Annotated in this window: 16 protein-coding genes; 5 read left to right on the top strand and 11 right to left on the bottom strand. The window is 70.3% G+C overall.

What is annotated here, in order from left to right:
- Positions 1 to 453: 453 nt before the first annotated feature.
- Entirely contained in the window at positions 454 to 1530 is a 1077-nt protein-coding gene (locus tag CES90_RS34280) for a heavy metal transporter (protein WP_189784630.1), read from the top strand.
- Positions 1531 to 1870: 340 nt separating this feature from the next.
- A complete protein-coding gene (locus CES90_RS34275; RefSeq protein WP_189784631.1) occupies positions 1871 to 2305 on the top strand; it encodes an ATP-binding protein in 435 nt (144 codons plus the stop codon).
- Between the two features lie 135 nt (positions 2306 to 2440).
- On the opposite strand, the gene CES90_RS34270 is transcribed toward CES90_RS34275, so the two are convergent.
- Positions 2441 to 3535 carry a bifunctional succinyldiaminopimelate transaminase/glutamate-prephenate aminotransferase gene (locus tag CES90_RS34270; RefSeq protein ID WP_189784632.1) on the bottom strand — a complete coding sequence of 365 codons (1095 nt, stop codon included), beginning with the start codon at positions 3533 to 3535 and terminating at the stop codon, positions 2441 to 2443.
- Between the two features lie 195 nt (positions 3536 to 3730).
- Positions 3731 to 4048 carry a ferredoxin gene (gene fdxA, locus CES90_RS34265; RefSeq protein WP_005480604.1) on the bottom strand — a complete coding sequence of 106 codons (318 nt, stop codon included), beginning with the start codon at positions 4046 to 4048 and terminating at the stop codon, positions 3731 to 3733.
- Positions 4049 to 4189: 141 nt separating this feature from the next.
- On the opposite strand from fdxA, the gene CES90_RS34260 reads away from it, so the two are divergent.
- Together CES90_RS34260 and CES90_RS34255 are read left to right on the top strand one after the other, a co-directional pair.
- Positions 4190 to 5272 (top strand): GNAT family N-acetyltransferase, encoded by a 1083-nt coding sequence (locus CES90_RS34260; RefSeq protein ID WP_189784633.1) that lies wholly within the window; start codon positions 4190 to 4192, stop codon positions 5270 to 5272.
- Positions 5273 to 5289: 17 nt separating this feature from the next.
- A complete protein-coding gene (locus CES90_RS34255) occupies positions 5290 to 6150 on the top strand; it encodes a transglutaminase-like domain-containing protein (protein ID WP_189784634.1) in 861 nt (286 codons plus the stop codon).
- A 67-nt stretch (positions 6151 to 6217) separates the two neighbouring features.
- On the opposite strand, the gene CES90_RS34250 is transcribed toward CES90_RS34255, so the two are convergent.
- The 4 genes from CES90_RS34250 to CES90_RS34235 form a co-directional block, all read right to left on the bottom strand.
- The gene (locus CES90_RS34250) at positions 6218 to 8383 is read right to left on the bottom strand and encodes a hypothetical protein (RefSeq protein ID WP_189784635.1); all 2166 of its coding nucleotides are present in this window, start codon (positions 8381 to 8383) and stop codon (positions 6218 to 6220) included.
- A gap of 160 nt (positions 8384 to 8543) precedes the next feature.
- The gene (locus CES90_RS34245; protein WP_189784636.1) at positions 8544 to 8975 is read right to left on the bottom strand and encodes a DUF6113 family protein; all 432 of its coding nucleotides are present in this window, start codon (positions 8973 to 8975) and stop codon (positions 8544 to 8546) included.
- Positions 8976 to 9039: 64 nt separating this feature from the next.
- Positions 9040 to 10116, bottom strand: coding sequence for an N-acetyl-1-D-myo-inositol-2-amino-2-deoxy-alpha-D-glucopyranoside deacetylase (mshB, locus tag CES90_RS34240; protein WP_189784637.1), 1077 nt, complete (start codon positions 10114 to 10116; stop codon positions 9040 to 9042).
- A gap of 108 nt (positions 10117 to 10224) precedes the next feature.
- A complete protein-coding gene (locus CES90_RS34235; RefSeq protein WP_189784638.1) occupies positions 10225 to 10419 on the bottom strand; it encodes a hypothetical protein in 195 nt (64 codons plus the stop codon).
- 225 nt (positions 10420 to 10644) lie between these two features.
- On the opposite strand from CES90_RS34235, the gene CES90_RS34230 reads away from it, so the two are divergent.
- Positions 10645 to 12801 (top strand): S9 family peptidase, encoded by a 2157-nt coding sequence (locus CES90_RS34230; protein WP_189784639.1) that lies wholly within the window; start codon positions 10645 to 10647, stop codon positions 12799 to 12801.
- A 245-nt stretch (positions 12802 to 13046) separates the two neighbouring features.
- Here CES90_RS34230 and CES90_RS34225 read toward each other — a convergent pair whose 3' ends face one another.
- From CES90_RS34225 to CES90_RS34205, 5 genes are all read right to left on the bottom strand, one after another.
- Positions 13047 to 14096: an ABC transporter ATP-binding protein gene (locus CES90_RS34225; RefSeq protein WP_189784640.1), complete on the bottom strand. Its 1050-nt coding sequence runs from the start codon at positions 14094 to 14096 to the stop codon at positions 13047 to 13049.
- On the bottom strand, positions 14089 to 15072 hold the full coding sequence (locus CES90_RS34220) for an ABC transporter ATP-binding protein (protein ID WP_189784641.1): 984 nt from the start codon (positions 15070 to 15072) through the stop codon (positions 14089 to 14091). Before CES90_RS34220 ends, CES90_RS34225 begins: the two co-directional genes overlap by 8 nt.
- Positions 15073 to 15288: 216 nt before the next feature.
- Complete coding sequence (locus tag CES90_RS34215; RefSeq protein ID WP_189784642.1) at positions 15289 to 16287, bottom strand: ABC transporter permease; 999 nt, start codon at positions 16285 to 16287, stop codon at positions 15289 to 15291.
- On the bottom strand, positions 16280 to 17203 hold the full coding sequence (locus tag CES90_RS34210; RefSeq protein ID WP_189784643.1) for an ABC transporter permease: 924 nt from the start codon (positions 17201 to 17203) through the stop codon (positions 16280 to 16282). Before CES90_RS34210 ends, CES90_RS34215 begins: the two co-directional genes overlap by 8 nt.
- A 7-nt stretch (positions 17204 to 17210) precedes the next feature.
- Positions 17211 to 18833, bottom strand: a complete 1623-nt coding sequence (locus CES90_RS34205; protein WP_189784644.1) for a peptide ABC transporter substrate-binding protein — start codon at positions 18831 to 18833, stop codon at positions 17211 to 17213.
- Positions 18834 to 18919 lie beyond the last annotated feature (86 nt).

The raw sequence follows: 18919 nt of genomic DNA, 5'->3' as shown, positions 1-18919 counted from the left end.
GCGGGAGCAGGCGGGCAGCGTGCACGACACCAAGCGGACGGCATGCCCGAGACCGGGCGGACGGCATACGCGCGGGCGGGCAGGCAGCATGCGCGGCGCTGGGCGGCGGCATATGCGGGAGCGGGCCGTGTCCGCCGGGGAGGAATCGCCCCGGCTGCCGGCATCGGCGCCCAGCTCGTCGGCGAGTGGCCGCCGTGGCCGCGCTCGTCGGGGCCGAGGGTGCTCGGGGCCTGGGGCCGCGTGGCGCGCGGGCGGTTGCCCCGCCGCCGCCAGGCGCGGCCTCGTCTTCAACGTCACCGCCCTCGCCGCCCCAGCGCTGAGGCGGGCGGGACCGCGAGCGGTGGAGCGGCTGGGGCGGGCCGTGGTGGTGGCTGCGATCGGATCCGGTCACCTCCCGTACTACTGTCCACAACCCCCGACGGACGGCCGTTACCCTCCAGTACCTTGTACCGCGTGTCAGAGCCGTACACCGTTTCTCCTCATTCCCGTCGCCGTCGCGGTGGCTGCTTCCTGCGTTTCGCGGCGGCGTTCGTCGTCCTGCTCGCGCTCGGGGCGTATCTCACGATGCAGTACCTGACCGGGGGCAACGGCACACCGCGGTGCGTGGTCGTGTCGGGCGCCGACGACGGGGTGTCGTACGAGTTCACGCCCGAGCAGGCGGCCAACGCGGCGACGATCTCGGCGGTCGGCACCTCGCGCGACCTTCCCGAGCGGGCCGTGACCATCGCGCTGGCGACGGCGCTCCAGGAGTCCGCCCTGCACAACATCAGTCATGGCGACCGGGACTCGCTCGGGCTGTTCCAGCAGCGGCCGTCGCAGGGCTGGGGCACCGAGAAGCAGATCCAGGACCCGGTGTACGCGGCGGGCGAGTTCTACGACCATCTGGTCAAAGTGGACGGGTATGAGGACCTGCCGCTGACCGTCGCCGCCCAGCGCGTGCAGCGCAGCGGCTACCCGGAGGCGTACGCCAAGCACGAGCCGGACGCCGCGCTGCTCGCCGCCGCCCTGACCGGCCGGGCGGCGGCCACGCTGACCTGCGAGGGGCGCCAGGAGACATCCACCGCCGCCTACGCGGGCGGTCCCGAGGCGGTGCGCAGCGCGCTCGCACGGGACTTCGGGGACGAGATGGACGAGATGGACGAGATGGACGAGATGGACGAGATGTTCGACACAGCGGGGGCCGTGGTGGGTTCCTCGGGTTCCTCGAGTTCCTCGGGTTCCTCGGATACCTCGAACGCTGCCGCCAGTGGTTCGCCGCAGGCGCAGGCGCAAACGAGCCCCGACCCGACGGCCTCCCCCGTCGCCGGCACCGTCACCATCCCCGTCTCGGACGCCGGGGACGCCGACGAAGTCCGGCAGCGCGGCTGGGAGTTGGCGCACTGGGCCGTGGCCAACTCGTCCCGGCTCGGTGTGCAGCGCGTCTCGTACGCGGGGCGGGAGTGGGTCGCCGAGGGCCGGGCCGGCGCGTGGCGCCGGGCCGAGGGGGCGGCCGGCTCCCCCGCCGAGGTCCGAATCGTCACTGGACAGTAGAGGGCACGGCTCACCCGTGCGGGGTACGCGCGACGCACCGTGTCGACGAGGGGCGCAGGTTTTCGCACCCTCACCCCCGTCTCACGACAATCCTTGAGAACAAAGGGCCGTAAGGATTCAGCAGACTTTCGGACCGGGTGGCGTTTGTCCGCCTTCATCCCCATTCGATAATGCGACGTATTGCCAACTCTTTACGTCGGGTCGCCGCAACCTTCACGGCCTTCGAGCGGTAGTCACTGCGTCCGAGCCCGGAACGATCGACTCGACATCCACTCGACTCGACGGTCAACTCCCGGGAACGGCCGGACACTTCAACGTTCTCTTCCGTCAAAGGAGCACCATGTCCCTCCCCCTGACCCGCCGGATCGCCCGTGTCGCGCTGCTCACCGCAGCGGGAGCGGCCTCCGTGGTCGGTGCGGCCGGCTCCGCGAGCGCGGCGCCCGAACTCCCCGCCACCCCGAACCTCGGCGGTCTGTCCGCCGTCGACGCGGCGAACGCCGGTAGCACCGTTGAAGGCGCGACGCAGAGCGTCACCGGGGTCGCGAGCGGTGTCGGAAACAAGGCGGCCAAGGAGACCCTGCCGTCCGTGAGCAAGACCGGTGCGAAGGCGGTCAAGACCAGCGGGAAGGCCGTCAAGAAGACGACGCCCGTCGCGCAGAAGGCTGCCGGGCAGACCGTCGGCTCCACCAGTGACGTCCTGGGTGACACGACCCGGACCGCCACGAAGAGTGGGCTGCCGGCCGGGCAGCTGCCGGGCAGCAACCCCCTGGGCTGACGTCCGGGTTTCGCGGTGAAGGTGAAGGGGTCCGGGGTCTCCCCCGGGCCCTTTCGGCTTGCCACGCCAGGCTCTCTGCCACCCAGGCTCTCTGCCACCCAGGCGCTCTACGGCCTCCCCCAGGCGCTCTATCGCTTACGCCAGGCGCTCCACCGCTGCCGCCACCCTCTCGTCCGTCGCCGTGAAGGCCACGCGGACGTACCACTCGCCGGCTTCGCCGTAGAAGTCCCCGGGGGCGACGAGGATGCCCAGGTCGGCGAGGTGGGCGACCGTGTCCCAGCAGGACTCGTTCCTTGTGGCCCACAGGTAGAGGCTGGCTTCGCTGTGCTCTATGCGGAAGCCGTGGTTCTCCAGGGCCTGACGGAGGGCGGTGCGGCGGGCCGCATAGCGGTCTCGCTGCTCGCGGACGTGAGCGTCGTCACCGAGGGCGGCCACGACCGCCGCCTGGGTGGGGGCGGAGGTCATCATGCCGCCGTGCTTGCGGATCTGCAGGAGGGGGTTCAGCACGGCGGGATCGCCGAGCAGGAAGGCCGCCCGGTAGCCCGCCAGGTTGGAGCGCTTGGAGAGGGAGTGGACCGCGACGATTCCGTCGTACGAGCCGCCGTTCACGTCGGGGTGGAGAACGGAGACGGGGTCGGCCTCCCAGCCCAGCTCCAGGTAGCACTCGTCGGAGAAGAGGAGGATGCCGTGCTCGCGGGCCCACGCCACGATCCGGGTCAGCTCGGCCTTGGAGAGGACCTTGCCGGTGGGGTTCGAGGGCGAGTTCAGCCAGAGAAGCCTGAGGCCGGTGGGGTCCAGGGCAGTCGGATCGTCGTAGACCTCGTGCTCGGCGCGGGCGAGGCGGGCGCCCACCTCGTACGTCGGGTAGGCGAGGCGCGGGTACGCGACCCGGTCGCCGGGGCCGAGGCCGAGCTGGGTGGGCAGCCAGGCGACCAGTTCCTTGGAGCCGACGATCGGCAGGACGTGGTGGTGGGTGATCCCGCGGGCGCCGAGGCGGCGCTCGGCCCAGCCGGTGATCGCGTCGCGCAGCTCGGGCGTGCCCCAGACGGTCGGGTAACCCGGCGAGTCCGCCGCGGCCACCAGCGCCTTCTGGATCAGGTCGGGCACCGGGTCGACCGGGGTGCCGACGGAGAGGTCGACGATGCCACCGGGGTGCGCGGCGGCCGTCGCCTTGTACGGCTCCAGCTTGTCCCAGGGGAAGGTGGGAAGGCGATCGCTGACTGCGGACACGGGATCTGGCTCACTTTCTCGTACGTACGTTCCGCCGCGGTACCGGCGGGCCGCGGGGTCCGAGGCGTTTGCCGTACGTACTGCTCGTACGGCAAACGCCTCGGTCCCGTACGGTGATCATGGTGATCGGGCCGTACGGGACCGAGGCGGCGCGGATGCGGGCCGCCGGCCGGGGCGGCCTGCGGCGTCGCTCTCTCAGGCCTGCGGCGGCAGTGCGGCGACGAACGGGTGATCACGCTCGATCAGGCCGAGCTTGCTGGCACCGCCGGGTGAGCCGAGCTCGTCGAAGAACTCGACGTTCGCCTTGTAGTAGTCCTTCCACTCCTCCGGAGTGTCGTCCTCATAGAAGATCGCCTCGACCGGGCAGACCGGCTCGCAGGCACCACAGTCGACGCATTCGTCCGGGTGGATGTACAAGGACCGCTGGCCCTCGTAGATGCAGTCGACCGGGCACTCCTCGATGCACGCCTTGTCCTTGACGTCGACACAAGGCTGCGCGATGACGTAGGTCACGCTGTCGTTCCTCCTCGATAGGGCGCTGGCGAGCCGTCTTCAGGCTCCGCCACCTGGCGCGCGGGAGCGCGGCGTCGTCGATGCCCGCACCTAGTATCTCCGTTCTTGGGCATGATCCGAACAGGAGGGGTGAACTGACCTGTGGAAATCTCTGCCGGTGGACGGTTCGAGATCCGTGTCTCCGCTGCTGACGTGGGCAAACGTGTCTCCGTACGACGCGTTGCCGCGGATGCCGCCAGCAGTGGGAAATTCACTGACACGGTTGGTGTTCTCACATCATGGGACGACGGTGTGCTGCTGATCACCCGCCGGGACGGGCAGCGGGTGCGGATCGAGGAGTCGTCGCTGGTGGCCGGGAAGGTGGTGCCCGCGCAGCCCGCCCGGCGGCGGGGGCCGGCCGCCTCGTACGAGGAACTGGCCCGGGTCGCCGCGCGGGGCTGGCAGCCGGTCGAACGGGAGCGGCTCGGTGAGTGGGAGCTGCGGGCCGCCTCCGGATTCACCCGGCGGGCCAACTCGGTGCTGCCTCTCGGTGACCCCGGCATGCCCCTGGACGACGCTCTGACGGCCGTACGCGGCTGGTACGCGGCCCGGGGGCTGCCCCCGTACATGCAGCTCGCCACCGGCGCCGAAGGCACGCAGGAGCTGCTGTGCGCCCAGGTGGAGGAGCGCGGGTGGGTCCGCGAGGTCACCGCCGAGCTGTGGATCGGGCCGCTGGCGCCGGTCGGGGACCGGGAGGCCGCCGGGGTGGCGCTGTCCCGGTCGGCGGACGAGGCATGGCTGAGCCGCTACCAGCGCAAGGGCATGAGCGAGGTCGCGCTCCAGGTGCTGGGAAGCGGCCCCTCGGTGTGGTTCGCGACGCTCCCGGGTGCCGAGGGTGAGGGACCGGCCGCGATCGGGCGATGCGTCGTGGACGGGCGGTGGGCCGGATTCGCAGCCGTGGAGGTCGAACCGGGGCGACGTCGACAGGGCCTCGCCTCGACGGTGATGGCCGCGCTGGCCCAGCGAGCCCTGGACGAGGGCGCCTCCGCGGGGTGGTTGCAGGTGGAGACGGACAACGTGGGGGCGCGGGCGCTGTACGGGGGGATGGGGTTCGCGGCGCATCACGCTTATCACCACTATCGAGGGCCTGAGGGAACCGAAGGTGGCTCGGGGGCCGAGGGAGGGCTGGACGCGAGCGGCCGGTTCGAGTCCCGTGGCCGGTTCGAGTCGTATGGATCGTCGTGATGGGGCATTACCCCGCTATGTCCGCGCCCTTTCCTCCGGAGCCGGAGCGGGCCGCTGAGCTGCGGCGGCGGTTCGGGGAGGAGGCGCGGGCCGGGCGGCCGGATCTGGCCACGTTGTGTCTGTTGGTGGGGGCGGCGGGGGACGGGGCGCTGGACGAGGCCGGGATCGACGCGGCGCAGATCGAGCTGGACCGGCTTGCCGGGCAGCTGCCGTTCCGGCCCGGTGGGCCCCGGGCCTGGGCGGACGCGCTGAACGAGCTGCTCGGGGAGCGGTGCGGGTTCCATGGCTCCGCGGCGGACTACCAGCGGCTGGAGTCGTCACTGCTGCATCAGGTGCTCGTACGACGGCGCGGGCTGCCGATCCTGTTGTCGGTGGTGTGGATCGAGGTGGCCAGGAGGGCGGGGGCTCCGGTGTACGGGGTCGCGTTGCCGGGGCACTTCGTGGTGGGGTTCGGGCCGCCGGAGGAGTTGTCGGGGCAGGTCCTCGCCGATCCGTTCGACGGCGGGCGGGTGCTCAGTGGGAGCGACGCGGAGATGCTTGTCGCCGGGGCGACCGGAGGGCCGTTGGACCCCTCGATGCTGAGCCCCGCGGACCCGTTGGACGTGGTGGTGCGGATCCTCAACAACGTGCGGGCGTGGGCCGCCGCCCGGCCCGAGCGGTCGGATGTCGCGTTGTGGGCGCTGGAGTTGTCGTTGGCGATGCCTGCGCATCCGGCTCGGTTGCGGTACGAGTGGGCGCGGTTGCTGGTGCGGCGGGGGGAGTTTCTGCGGGGCGCGGCCGAGTTGGAGGCTTATGCGGAGGTGGTGGAGGCGGTGGATCCGGCGGCGGCGGAGAAGGTACGGCGGCAGGCCGACGCGGCTCGGGCTCTGTTGAACTGAGCCGGGTGACTGTCATACGACGAGGGGGCACCCGGCGGGTGCCGGGTGCCCCCTCGTGGGCGATGCGCTAATTCGGGTTCGTCTCGATGACCGCCGTGCGGTCCGTCGTGCTCTGCAGGGCCAGCCGTAGGGCGCCGTAGACGTCCTCGACGGTGACCGGCGTCTTCTCGCCGTTGCCCCGGGTGATCAGTACGCCGTCGAAGGTGCTGCCGTACAGCTCCTTGAGCGCCTTCTCGTCGTAGGAGTCGACGAGCTTGCCGTCGACGGCCTTGACCCTGAGGAACTTCCACAGGGAGTTCTCCGGGCTCAGCGGGAGCGGGCTGCTCTGCGCCGGCTTCGTCTGCACGGTGACGTTGGCCGACATCGCCGGCTCCGCGAACTCCTTCATGAACCGGTCGACCTCGGCCTTGTCGACGGACGGCTCCTGGGTCTTGGTCGGGAGGTTCACCGCGGCGACCTTGCCGGTCTCGACCTGGGTGCGGTACGCCTCCTCGACGGCCGAGGTGGAGCCGCCGACGTCGATGCCCTTGCCCGCCTTGCCGTAGACGGCGACCGCCTTGCCGGCCTCGAACTTGACGGTGCCGTCGCTCGCCGTGCCGGAGCTGCCCGCGGCGCGCTGGAGGGCGGCCTGGAGCTTCTCCTTGTCGACGGGCATGACGGGCTCTACGACCCGCTTCTGCCCGAAGAGCGCGCCGACCACCGAGACGGGGTTGTAGTCGCTGACGGCGGCCGCGCTGACCGTGGCCTGCTTGTCGAACTGGAGTCCGGCCTGGTCGGGCGTGAGAGAGACGGTCTCGCCGTCGACCGTGAGCTTCAGCGCCTTGGTCGCACTGTCACCGAAGGCCTCGTCGAGCTTGTTGACGGCCTCGTCGCGGGTGCCGCCGCCGATGTCGACACCGAGCACGGTGGTGCCCTTGGGGACGTCGGAGTGGTTCAGGAGGAGGCCGGCGCCGTAGACACCGCCGCCGAGGACGACCACACCGCCGACGAGCAGTCCGAGCTTGCTGCGGCCCTTCTTCTTGGCCGGCTTGGCCGACTTGGCCGGCTTGGCCGACTTGGCCGACTTGGCCGCCTTCGCGTTCTTCGCCTGGCCGGGCTTCTGCTGCGGGCCCGGGTCGGGCAGCCTCGGCGGGGTGTGCTGGGTCGCGCCGTCGGCGCCGCCCGGACCGAACCGGTCGGCCTGCGCGCCGGGCGGCACCACGGGGATGCCGCTGGTCAGGGTGTGCCCGGAGGGGTTGTCGACGACGGGGCCGGGGCCGCCGTAGCCCGGGGTGCCCGGCTCGGGGGCGGGCCGCTGCGGGGTGAGGATCGCGGTGTCGTCGCTGAGGCCGCCACCGGGGCGGGCGTAGTCGCCACCGGGGGCGGAGAAGTCGGTGCCGGGGCCGCCGAAGGGGTTGCTCGGGGCGGCGGGCGAGCCGATCGGGCTGTCACCGGTGACGGGACCGCTGGTCTGGCCCGCCGGGCCGGAGCGACCGTTCGGTCCGGAGGGGCCGCGTCCGGCGTCGGTGTCCGAGAAGTACGGCAGCTCGTCGCGCTCGGGCTTGGTGCCGGCGAGCGCGGCCGACACGTCGAAGGAGCCGGTGCCGCCGCCGTGGCCGGGAGCCACCGGGCCGGCGCCGGTGGCACCGGGGAGCCCGGCACCGTTCGTACCGTTCACACCGCCGGGTCGGGGGCCGCCGTTCATGCCGGGGCGCGGGCCGCCGGGGCGGGCACCGCCGCCCAGCGGACCTGTGCCGGGGCCGCTCGGCGCGCCGGGGCCCGGTGCCGGCGTCGTACCGGTGGAGAACCCGGCGCCATTGCTCGCGCCGGAGCCCGGACCCTTGGGCGGCGCGGAGCTCTTGCGGGGCGCGAACCAGTCGCTCGTCGGCTTGTCGTCGGCCGCCGGGGAGGGCTCCGGCACGGGCGCCGGGGTGTCCGTCAGCACGGGCATGGCCGTCGTGCCGGTGGTCTCCGACTCGGACCCGGCATCGTCCGCGGCGCTCTCGCCGTCACCGACCGGCTTGCGCACGACGACCGGCGGGATGGGCCGGGACCCGGGGATGTTGATCCGGACCCGCGTCGTCAGTGTGGTCTCGGTCTTGGGTCCGTCCGGCCGCTCGCCCGCGCCCGACCGGGCCGCGTCGGCACCGTTCTCGGTGGCCATGGGCGTGCCGTACGGCGGTGTCCCCGACGGGTACGCGGTGCTGCCGCGCCCATTGGCCCCGGAGGACGAAGTGTCAGTTTCACGACTCAAGGCAGGTTCTCCCGGTTTGCTCCGCCGACCGTCACGACCTCAACTCAGCGGGCAGCTCGGCGGCGCGCACCACCATACTGGCCACTTCCGGCGTTTATCCCACGACCGAGTGGGAAACCCACACGGGACCCCCACCTGAGCGCTGTGGCGAAGTAGTACGTCACTTCCCAAGTCGGGCGCGGGGTCCGGTCGGTTGCCGCCCCCATCCAAGCGTGGCGCACATCACAGCTACGGCCATGCCGCCGAGCAGGAAGAAATACGAGCCCGCTCCCGCGGCGAACATGAAGTCGCCTTCCGGCCGGGTGGAGGTGAGCAGGATGACGGAGATCATCCAGCCGATGGCCGGTGCAACGGCCCCCGACCTGGAGCCCATCGCCCGGGCGCCGCCCAGGAAGAGCCCGGCCGCGCCGAGCAGGGCGAGCAGCAACCCGCCGGGGAACCAGGCGGGTTGGACCAGCCCACCGGCCACTCCGACCACGGCTCCCAGCGCGAAGAGCCCCAGATGGGCGGCGCTCCGCCCGAGCGACGGCATCGTCAACGGCTGTGCGAGCGCGCTGCCTTGCCCGCCTGTCGGCCGGTCCGCCCGCGTCATCGCCGGACCGCCTCTCGGCTACCGCCCGCGGGCACCACTCGTTCGTCATGCACATATGTACGCATCACAGGCCCGTTCCGTTCTGAGCAACCTCGAAAGAAGTGCCGGGAGTGCCGTCAGAAGCGCTGGTGGTCCCCTCGGACAGGCCCGTTGCCCCGTCGGACAGGCCCGTTGCCCCGTCGGACAGGCCCGTTGCCCCGTCGGACAGACCGGGGATCCCCTCGAACAAGTCGCTCTCCCGGCTGCCCTCTTCACGTCTGCCGCGCACCAACTCGTAGTACTCGGTGGCCAGAAGAGGCTGCGCGAGCTGGTTGGAGAGGGCGAAATACGGCTCGGCGACCGCGATCTGGGTGGCGTGCGCACGCATCGCCGCGGCCTTCGCTGCCGCGAAGTCGGTACCGTCGATCTCGGTGGTGACGATGTAGTCGTCCACCACTCCGGGCACATCGGTGACGGCGGCGACCTGGGTGAAGGGGAGCCGTCCGGGCTCGGCGAGGTCGCGGCGCAGCCGGGCGAAGCCCTCCACGATCACGCCGCGCGGCATCCGGTTCCAGTAAACCTTGGCGATCTCCCAGGGCCGGCCCAGGTCGGGGCGGAACTCCGGGTCGGGGGTCAGGTCGGCGGCGCGCATGGCGACGCGGTGGGCCTGGATGTGGTCGGGGTGGCCGTAGCCGCCGCCCGGGTCGTAGGTGACGAGGACCTGGGGGCGTACCTCGCGGATCACGGCGACGAGGTGGGCGGCGGCCTCGTCGAGGTCGGCGGACCAGAAGGCGCCGGGCCGCTCGTTCTGCTCGACGCCCATCATCCCGGAGTCGCGGTAGCGGCCGGGGCCGCCGAGGAAGCGGTGGTCGGTGACGCCGAGCTCCTTCATGGCCTCGGCCAGCTCACCCACCCGGTGCGGGCCCAGCGCGTCGTCACGGTCGGGCGCGAGATGCCCGAGGTGGGGCGGGATGACCTCGCCCTCCTCGCCGAGGGTGCAGGTCACCAGCGTCACCCGCGCTCCCTCGGCCGCGTACTTGGCCATGGTCGCGCCGTTGTTGATCGACTCGTCGTCCGGGTGCGCGTGCACCAGGAGCAGTCGGCGAGCGGAGCGAGATGAGGGTCCCCCCGGCCTAAGGCCGGGGGAGGGCAGATCCGTCATGGGCCCACCCTACGAGGCGCCCGGCGCCCGTCGACGGCGGGCACGGGCATTCACAGGGACGGGCGACCACGGGAGGGCGGGGACGGCCCCCGGGTGTGGTCGGAGGTGTCAGAACTTGATGCTGCCGATCATGCCCGCGATGTTGCTCGTCAGCTCGCTGATCGTCGGCGCGATGGTCGAGGAGGAGAGATAGAAGCCGAGCAGGATGCAGATGATCGCGTGTGGTGCCTTCAGCCCTGACTTCTTGATCAGGATGAAGACGATGATCGCCAGCAGCACCACCGCCGAAATCGAGAGTGCCACGGCGGCTCACCTCCAAAAAGTTCCCTGGGACCTGGGGAGTGAAGCAGTAGTCAGGATTGACGCGGATGGGACGGGTCAAACCATGACGTGGGTGACGCATTTGTAAATCCATACAGCGGCCAGCAGGTTCATACCCACCCGGCGGTAGTGATCATAACTATCCATACGCGCGCATCGATCGGCGCACGGCCGCACAAGGGGGCGCATGGCCAATATGGTCGTCGCATGACGACCGAGCCCGAGTCCTTTCCCCGTCGGCACGCACGGACGCAGCGTTTCTCCCTCGGCGCGCCGCGTGCGTTCTCCGTCGCTCCCGACGGTTCCCGTGTGGTGTTCCTGAGGTCCGCGTCCGGCACCGACCGCGCCAACAAGCTGTGGGTGCTGGACGTTCCGGACGGCGACGCGCGGAGCGGGACGGCGATCCCCCCGGGCGAAAGCCGGGAGCGGATCGCCGCCGACCCGGGCGCGCTGCTCGGCGGCTCCTCCGAGGAGTTGTCGGCCGAGGAGCGGGCACGCCGCGAGCGCAGCCGCGAGGGCGGCGCCGGAATCGTCGGCTACGCCACCGACGAAGCCGTGGAGTTGGCCTCTTTCGCCTTGTCAGGGCGGCTTTTCGTGGCCGAGCTGCGGGCCGGGACGGCACGTGAACTCGACGTCCCCGGGCCGGTGATCGACCCCCGTCCCTCCCCCGACGGCCGGTACGTCGCGTACGTCGCCCGGGGTGGCCTGCGGGTCGTCGAGGCGGAGGGCGGCGGCGATGTGGCGCTGACCGAGGAGGGGTCGGAGAACGTCACGCACGGTCTGGCGGAGTTCATCGCGGCCGAGGAGATGGGCCGTTCGCGGGGTTTCTGGTGGTCTCCCGACTCGGACCGCTTGCTCGTGTCACGCGTGGACGACACGCCGGTGCGCCGCTGGTGGATCTCGGACCCCGCGCAGCCGGGAAGTGAGCCGCAGCGGGTGGCGTATCCGGCGGCCGGAACCGACAACGCGGACGTACGGCTCTTCGTGACCGACCTCTCCGGGGCCCGCACGGAGGTGGTGTGGGACCGGGCGCGCTACCCGTATCTGGCGCATGTGCACTGGTCAGCGGCGGGCGCGCCGTTGATCCTGGTGCAGGCGAGGGACCAGCGCAGCCAGCTGTTCCTGGCCGTGGACCCGGACTCGGGGGTGACCCGGATGGTGCATGCCGACGAAGATCCACATTGGCTTGATCTTTTCCCTGGGGTTCCCTCGTGGAGTCCCTCCGGACAGCTCGTGCGTGTCGCGGACGAGGGCGGCGCGCGGGTGCTCGCGGTCGGCGAACGCCCGCTGACCGGACCGCAGTTGCACGTCCGCGCGGTCCTGGACGTCTCCGACGACAATGTGCTGGTCTCCGCGTCGGCCGGCGAGGCGGCCGCCGAGCCGGAGACCGGCGAGGTGCACGTCTACCGCGTGAACGAGCTGGGCGTGGAGCGTGTCTCCCACGAACCCGGCGTGCACTCGGCGGTGCGCTCCGGGGGCGTGACGGTGCTGGTCTCCCATGTCCCCGACAAGGCGGGGGGCCAGGTGCGGGTGTTGCGGGACGGCAAGCAAGTGGCGACCGTGGCGTCGTACGCAGAAGATCCCGGTCTGTCCCCGCGCGTACGGTTCACACAGGGGGGCGCACGCCGCGTACCGTGCGCCCTGCTTATGCCACGGGAGTACGACGGTGACACTCCCCTGCCGGTCCTCATGGATCCCTACGGTGGTCCGCACGGCCCCCGGGTGCTGGCCGCGCACAACGCGCACCTCACCTCGCAGTGGTTCGCCGACCAGGGTTTCGCGGTGGTCGTCGCCGATGGGCGCGGCACCCCCGGCCGCTCCCCCGCCTGGGAGAAGGAGATCGACGGCGACTTCACGCTCTCCCTCGACGACCAGGTGGACGCGCTGCACGACCTCGCGAAGTCGCATCCGCTGGACCTGTCCCGGGTGGCGATCCGCGGCTGGTCGTACGGCGGCTATCTGGCGGCCCTCGCGGTCCTGCGCCGCCCGGACGTCTTCCACGCGGGCATCGCGGGGGCCCCGGTCACGGACTGGCGGCTGTACGACACGCACTACACGGAGCGCTACCTGGGCGATCCGGCGGCGGCCCCGGAGACGTACGCGAAGAGCTCGCTGGTGACGGACGAGGGGCTGTCCGCCCCCGCCGAACCGCACCGCCCGCTGATGATCGTGCACGGCACGGCCGACGACAACGTCGTGTTCGCCCACGCCCTGCGCCTGTCCTCCGCCCTCCTCGCCGCCGGCCGCCCGCACGAGGTGCTCCCGCTCTCCGGGGTCACGCACATCACCCCGCAGGAACAGGTCGCGGAGAACCTGCTGCTGCTCCAGGTGGACTTCCTGCGGCGCTCTTTGAATCTGGGCTGAACACCGGCACTCCACGGAGCACCGCAACCATCAATTGAGAAACCACGACGAAGCACCAGCCCGGTCCGCGAGAGCGGCGCCGGCTTAGGCGCAAAGAACAGCAACGGGCCGGGGCGACATGGCGCGCCCCGGCCCGTTTACGGCACCCGCACGGCCGTACGTGATTCAGACTCGCGCGTCCGTATATCGGAACCGCGTCAGCGAAGTTGCCTGCGTGTTAACGCGATTGGAGATGGTTTGTCCGCCTATTCCACCCCATCCACATGATCGTCCGCCGATTCAATGGATACAGCCTCGGCGAAATGGCAGGCGGAGTCATGGGCCGCAGGCCCGGTCGTGAGCCGGAACTCCGCCGGGACCGCTAGCAGCGGTACCTCCAGCGCGCACCTCTCCCGCGCCTTCCAGCAGCGGGTGCGGAAGCGGCAGCCGGACGGGATGTTCGTCGGGGAGGGCACGTCACCGAAGAGGATGATCCGCTCCCGGTGCTCGCGGGCCTCGGGATCCGGTACGGGCACGGCGGAGAGCAGCGCCTGGGTGTAGGGGTGCGTCGGATGGTCGTAGATCTCGGCGTCGCGGCCGATCTCGACGATGCGGCCGAGGTACATGACCCCCACCCGGTCGGAGATGTGGCGCACGATCGACAGGTCGTGCGCGATGAAGACGTACGACAGCCCGAACTCGCCCTGGAGCCGCTCCAGCAGGTTGATCACCTGTGCCTGGACGGAGACGTCGAGCGCGGAGACGGGCTCGTCGGCGACGATGATCTCGGGGTGGAGCGCCAACCCGCGGGCGATGCCGATGCGTTGACGCTGGCCGCCGGAGAACTGGTGCGGATAGCGGTTGATGTACTCGGGGTTGAGCCCGACCACGTCGAGCAGCTCCTGGACCTTGCGCCGCCGGTCGCCCTTCGGGGCCACCTCGGGGTGGATGTCGTACGGCTCTCCGATGATGTCGCCCACGGTCATGCGGGGGTTGAGGGAGGTGTACGGGTCCTGGAAGACCATCTGGATGTTCCGGCGGACGGACTTGAGGGCCTTGCCGGAGAGCTTGGTGATGTCCTCGCCCTTGTACTTGATCGATCCGGCCGTCGGCCGCTCGAGATTGACCAGCATCCTGGCGACGGTCGACTTGCCGCACCCGGACTCGCCGACGATGCCGAGGGTCTCCCCTTTGCTGAGCGTGAAGTCCACACCGTCAACGGCCTTGACGGCGCCGACCTGCCTCTTCAACAGAATGCCCTGGGTCAGGGGAAAGTGCTTGACCAGTCCACTGACCTCCAGGATCGGCTCAACCATGGAGGCACTCCGTCCAGAAGTGACAGGCACTCACCCGGGTCCCGTCCGCCGGGGTCACGTCGTCCAGCGGGGGAACATCGGTCCGGCACACGTCCCGGGCCATCGGGCAGCGGGGGTTGAAGGCGCAGCCGGGCGGGATGTTCATGAGGTTGGGCGGCAGGCCCTTGATGGCGTAGAGCTCCTGGCCCTTCTGGTGCAGGCGCGGGATCGAGTCGAGGAGGCCTCGGGTGTACGGGTGGGCGGGCGCCTTGTAGATGTCGTGGACGGGGGCGGACTCCACGATGCGGCCCGCGTACATCACGGCGATGCGGTCGGCGACGTCCGCGACCACGCCGAGGTCGTGGGTGATGAGGATGAGCCCCATGTCGAGTTCGCGTCGGAGCTCGGCGAGGAGCTCCATGACCTGGGCCTGGACGGTGACGTCCAACGCCGTCGTCGGCTCGTCGGCGATGATCAGCGCCGGCTCCAGGGCCAGCGCCATGGCGATCATGATGCGCTGGCGCATGCCGCCGGAGAACTGATGGGGATAGTCCCGTACGCGCTCCTTGGCGGCCGGGATGCGGACCCGGTCCATCAGCTCGACGGCCCTGGCCCGGGCGTCCTTCTTCGACATGCCCCGGTGCACGACGAACATCTCGCCGAGCTGGTCGCCCACGCTGAGCACGGGGTTCAACGACGACAGCGCGTCCTGGAAGATCATGGCCATCTCGGCGCCGCGGATCTTCCGGCGTTTCTCCTCCTTGAGCCGCAGCAGGTCCTGGCCCTTGAAGAGGATCTCGCCGCCGGTGATCCGCCCCGGCGGCATGTCGAGGATGCCCATGATCGCCTGCGCGGTGACCGACTTGCCGGAACCGGACTCGCCGAGCACGGCGAGCGTCTGCCCCTCGTCCACCCCGTAGTGGACACCGTTGACGGCCTTGGCGACCCCGTCCCGCGTCCTGAACTCCACGTGCAGATCACGCACTTCGAGCAACATGGCGCCGCCTCACCTCAGCTTCGGATCGAGAGCGTCGCGCACCGGCGCGCTCCGCTGGGGGTGCCGGGACAGGGCCGTCGATCGTCTGCGGCTCCGTTGTGGCTGGTCGCTCCGCCGCTCTCGACTTCGCGCGAGCAGGGGACCCCCATCACGGTGGAGCCGCACATCGACACAGCCCCGCGCCCCCTTGGGGCACTCGACACAACCGTCACACCCTCACCTCAGCTTCGGATCCAGGGCGTCGCGCACCGCGTCGCCGAGCATGATGAACGCGAGGACCGTGATCGCCAGGGCTCCCGAGGGCCACAACAGCGCATGCGGAGCGTTGCGGATGTACGGGGAGGCGGCGGAGATGTCGATGCCCCAGGAGACGCTCGGTGGTTTCAGGCCGACGCCGAGGTACGACAGGGTCGCCTCCAGCGCGATGTAGGTGCCGAGCGCGATGGTGGCCACGACGATGACCGGGGCGACGGCGTTCGGTGTGATGTGCCGCAGCAGCATGCGGGAGTTGGACGCGCCGAGCGCGCGGGCGGCCTGAACGTAGTCGTTCTGCTTGGCGGTGATGACCGAGCCACGGGCGATGCGGGAGATCTGCGGCCAGCCGAGCAGCACCATGAACCCGATCACCGGCCAGATGGAGTTGTCGGTCACCACGGACAGCAGGACCAGGCCGCCGAGGACGACCGGGATGGCGAAGAAGATGTCGGTGATCCTGGAGAGGATCGAGTCCCAGATCCCGCCGAAGAACCCGGCGAGCCCGCCGAGCACGCTGCCGAGGATCGCGACGCCGAGCGTGGCGCAGACGCCGACGGCGATCGAGATACGCGCCCCGTAGACGGTACGGGTGTACACGTCGCAGCCCTGACCGTCGTACCCGAACGGGTGTCCGGGCTCCGGGCCCTGCTGGGCCTTGGCGAGGTCGCACTTGAGCGGGTTGCCGGAGGCGATCAGCGACGGCCAGAGGGAGATGACGACCAGGAAGAGGATCACCAGGCCCGAGACGATGAAGACCGGGTTGCGCCGCAGGTCGCGCCAGGCGTCGGACCAGAGGGAGCGGGGTTTGCCCGTGGATTCCGTATCGCCGCCCGGTTCTCCGCCGGACGCCGCCGGCGGCGGCTTCTCCAGCGTCTCCGCCTCGGTCGTGGCGAGGTCCATCGCCCCGCCGGTGCCCGTCCCCGCAATCACCCCCTCGGACTCCAACGGCTGCTCAGGCATAGCGGATCCTCGGGTCGAGTACGGCGTACAGGAGGTCGACGACCAGGTTGCAGACGAGGAAGACGAGGACGAGGACCGTCACGAAGCCCACGACCGTCTGCGTGTTCTGGCGCAGGATGCCCTGGTAGAGCTGGTATCCGACGCCGTGGATGTTGAAGATCCGCTCGGTGACGATCGCGCCGCCCATGAGGAAGCCGATGTCGGCGCCGATGAAGGTGACGACGGGGATGAGGGAGTTGCGCAGAAGGTGCCTGGTGACGACGCGGTGTCTCGGCAGGCCCTTGGCGATGGCCGTACGGACGTAGTCGGAGCGCCGGTTCTCCGCGATCGACGTGCGGGTCAGGCGGGTGACGTACGCGAGGGAGACCGAGGCGAGGACGAGGCCCGGGAGGATCAGCTCGTCGAAGGGGGCGGCCGGGGAGACGGACGGCCTGATCCACCCCCACTCCACGCCGAGCAGCAGCTGGAGCAGCAGTCCGGTCACGAAGGTGGGGACGGAGATGACGACGAGGGTGAGCAGCAGGACACCGGTGTCCACGGGGCGGCCACGGCGCAGGCCGGTGACGACGCCCAGTGTGATCCCGATGACGACCTCGAACAGGATCGCCACGACGGTGAGCCGGATGGTGACCGGGAAGGCCGTGGACATCAACTCGGTGACTTCCTGGCCGTTGAACGCCGTACCGAAGTCTCCGGTGAAGACGTTCCCCATGTAGGTCAGGTACTGCTGCCACACGGGCTGGTCGAGGCCGAACTCCTTTCTGAGCTGGGCAGCCGTCGCCGGGTCGCACTGCCGGTCGCCGCACAGGCCCGCGACGGGGTCGCCCATCACGTTCACCATGAGGAAGATCAGCAGGGTCGACCCGATGAACACCGGGACCATCTGCAGCAGGCGCCGGACGACGTACCGCCCCATGACGGGCTCAGCCGACCTTGATCTCGTGGTAGACGGGGACGCTGAACGGGTTGAGGGCCACGTTCGACAGCCGCTCGGACCAGCCGGCGCTGCCGTTCTGGTACCAGAGCGGGATGGCCGCCATGTTGTCCCGGACGACCTCCTCGGCCTTCTGGAAGGTCTCGACGGCCTTGGCGACGTCGGTCTCGGCGTTCGCCTGGTCGACGAGCCTGTCGAACTCCTCGTTGGACCACTTGCCGTCGTTGGAGGAGGCGCCCGTGTAGTAGAGCGGCTGGAGGAAGTTCTGGGTCAGCGGGTAGTCCATCTGCCAGCCCGCCCGGAAGGGCCCAGAGAGCTTCTGGGTCGTGCTCTTGCTCCGGAAGTCGGCGAAGGTGCCGATCGGGTTGCCGACGCAGGCCCGGTCGTTGCCCAGGGCGTTGTTGATGGAGTTGCAGACGGCGTCCACCCACAGCTTGTGGGATCCGGTGTCCGCGTTGTACGTGATCTTCACCTGCCCGCCGGGCAGCCCGCCGCCCTCCTCGATCAGCTTCTTCGCCGCGGCGGCGTCGTACTCGCACCACTGACCGCACAGCCCCTCCTGGTAACCGCCGTCCTCGCCGAGCACGGGTGAGGTCCAGTCGGTGGCGGGGGTGCGGGTCTTCTGGAAGATGGTGTCAGTGATCTGCCGGCGGTTGATCGCACGGGAGAGTCCTTTGCGGACCTTGACCGAGCCGGGCTTGTTCCAGGCCTTGTCGTAGTGGGGGAAGGCCAGGGTCTGGATGATGCCGGCCGGGGTGTTGAGGTAGCGGTCGCCGAGGTCGCTGCGGACGTTCTTCAGCTGCTGGGCCGGTACGTCGTCGACGAGGTCGAGGTTGCCGGCCATCAGGTCGGTGTAGGCCGTGTTGTTGTCCGTGTAGACCTTGAGAGTGACGCCGCCGTTGCGGGCCGCGTCCGAACCCGGGTAGGCGTCCCACTTCGTCAGGCGCATCTCGGAGCCCTTGGTGTACGACTCCACGGCGTACGGGCCGTTGCCGACGGGCTTGGCCAGCCAGGCGGCGTGGTCGTCGAAGAACGCGCGGGGCAACGGCACGAAGGCGTTGTAGCCGAGGGTGTCGGGGAAGCTCGAGAATTTCTGGCTGAGCCTGACGGTGAAGGTCCGGTCGTCCACGACCTTCAGCCCGGACATCGTCTCGGCGCTCTGCTCGCCCTTCTCCGGGTGGACCTTGTCGTAGCCCTCGATGTAACTGAAGAAGTAGGCGTTCTTCTGGTTGTTCCTCAGGCTCGCCCCGTAGTTCCAGGCGTCCACGAAGGACCTGGCGGTGACCTTCTCGCCGTTGCTGAAGGTCCAGCCGTCCTTGACGGTGACGGTGTAGTTCCGCGAGTCGGAGGTCTCGATCTTCTCGGCGAGCATGTCCTCGGCCACGCCGGTCTTCGCGTCGTACCGCTTCAGCCCGCGGAAGATCATGTCCAGCACCTTGCCGCCCTGTACCTCGTTGGTGTTGGCCGGCTCCAGCGGGTTCTGCGGATCGGTCCATGAGGAGCTGAGCACCGCGCCGCTGTCGCCGGCGTCGCCCCCTCCACCACAGCCGGTCGCGGCGAGTGCTACGGCCACCGCGCAGGCGACCCATCCGGCGTGCGTGGCTCCGCGCATGGGGTGCCTCCTCGTGAACGCGCAGGTGTGCGCTGTGCTCCAGCGCCGGGGCGCTGTTCCGTTACCGCTACGGATACGGATACCGA

The sequence above is a fragment of the Streptomyces capitiformicae genome (assembly GCF_002214185.1).
Taxonomy (GTDB): Bacteria; Actinomycetota; Actinomycetes; order Streptomycetales; family Streptomycetaceae; genus Streptomyces; species Streptomyces capitiformicae.
Note: the sequence above shows the minus strand (reverse complement) of the source record. Positions and strands in the feature narration are given on the sequence as shown.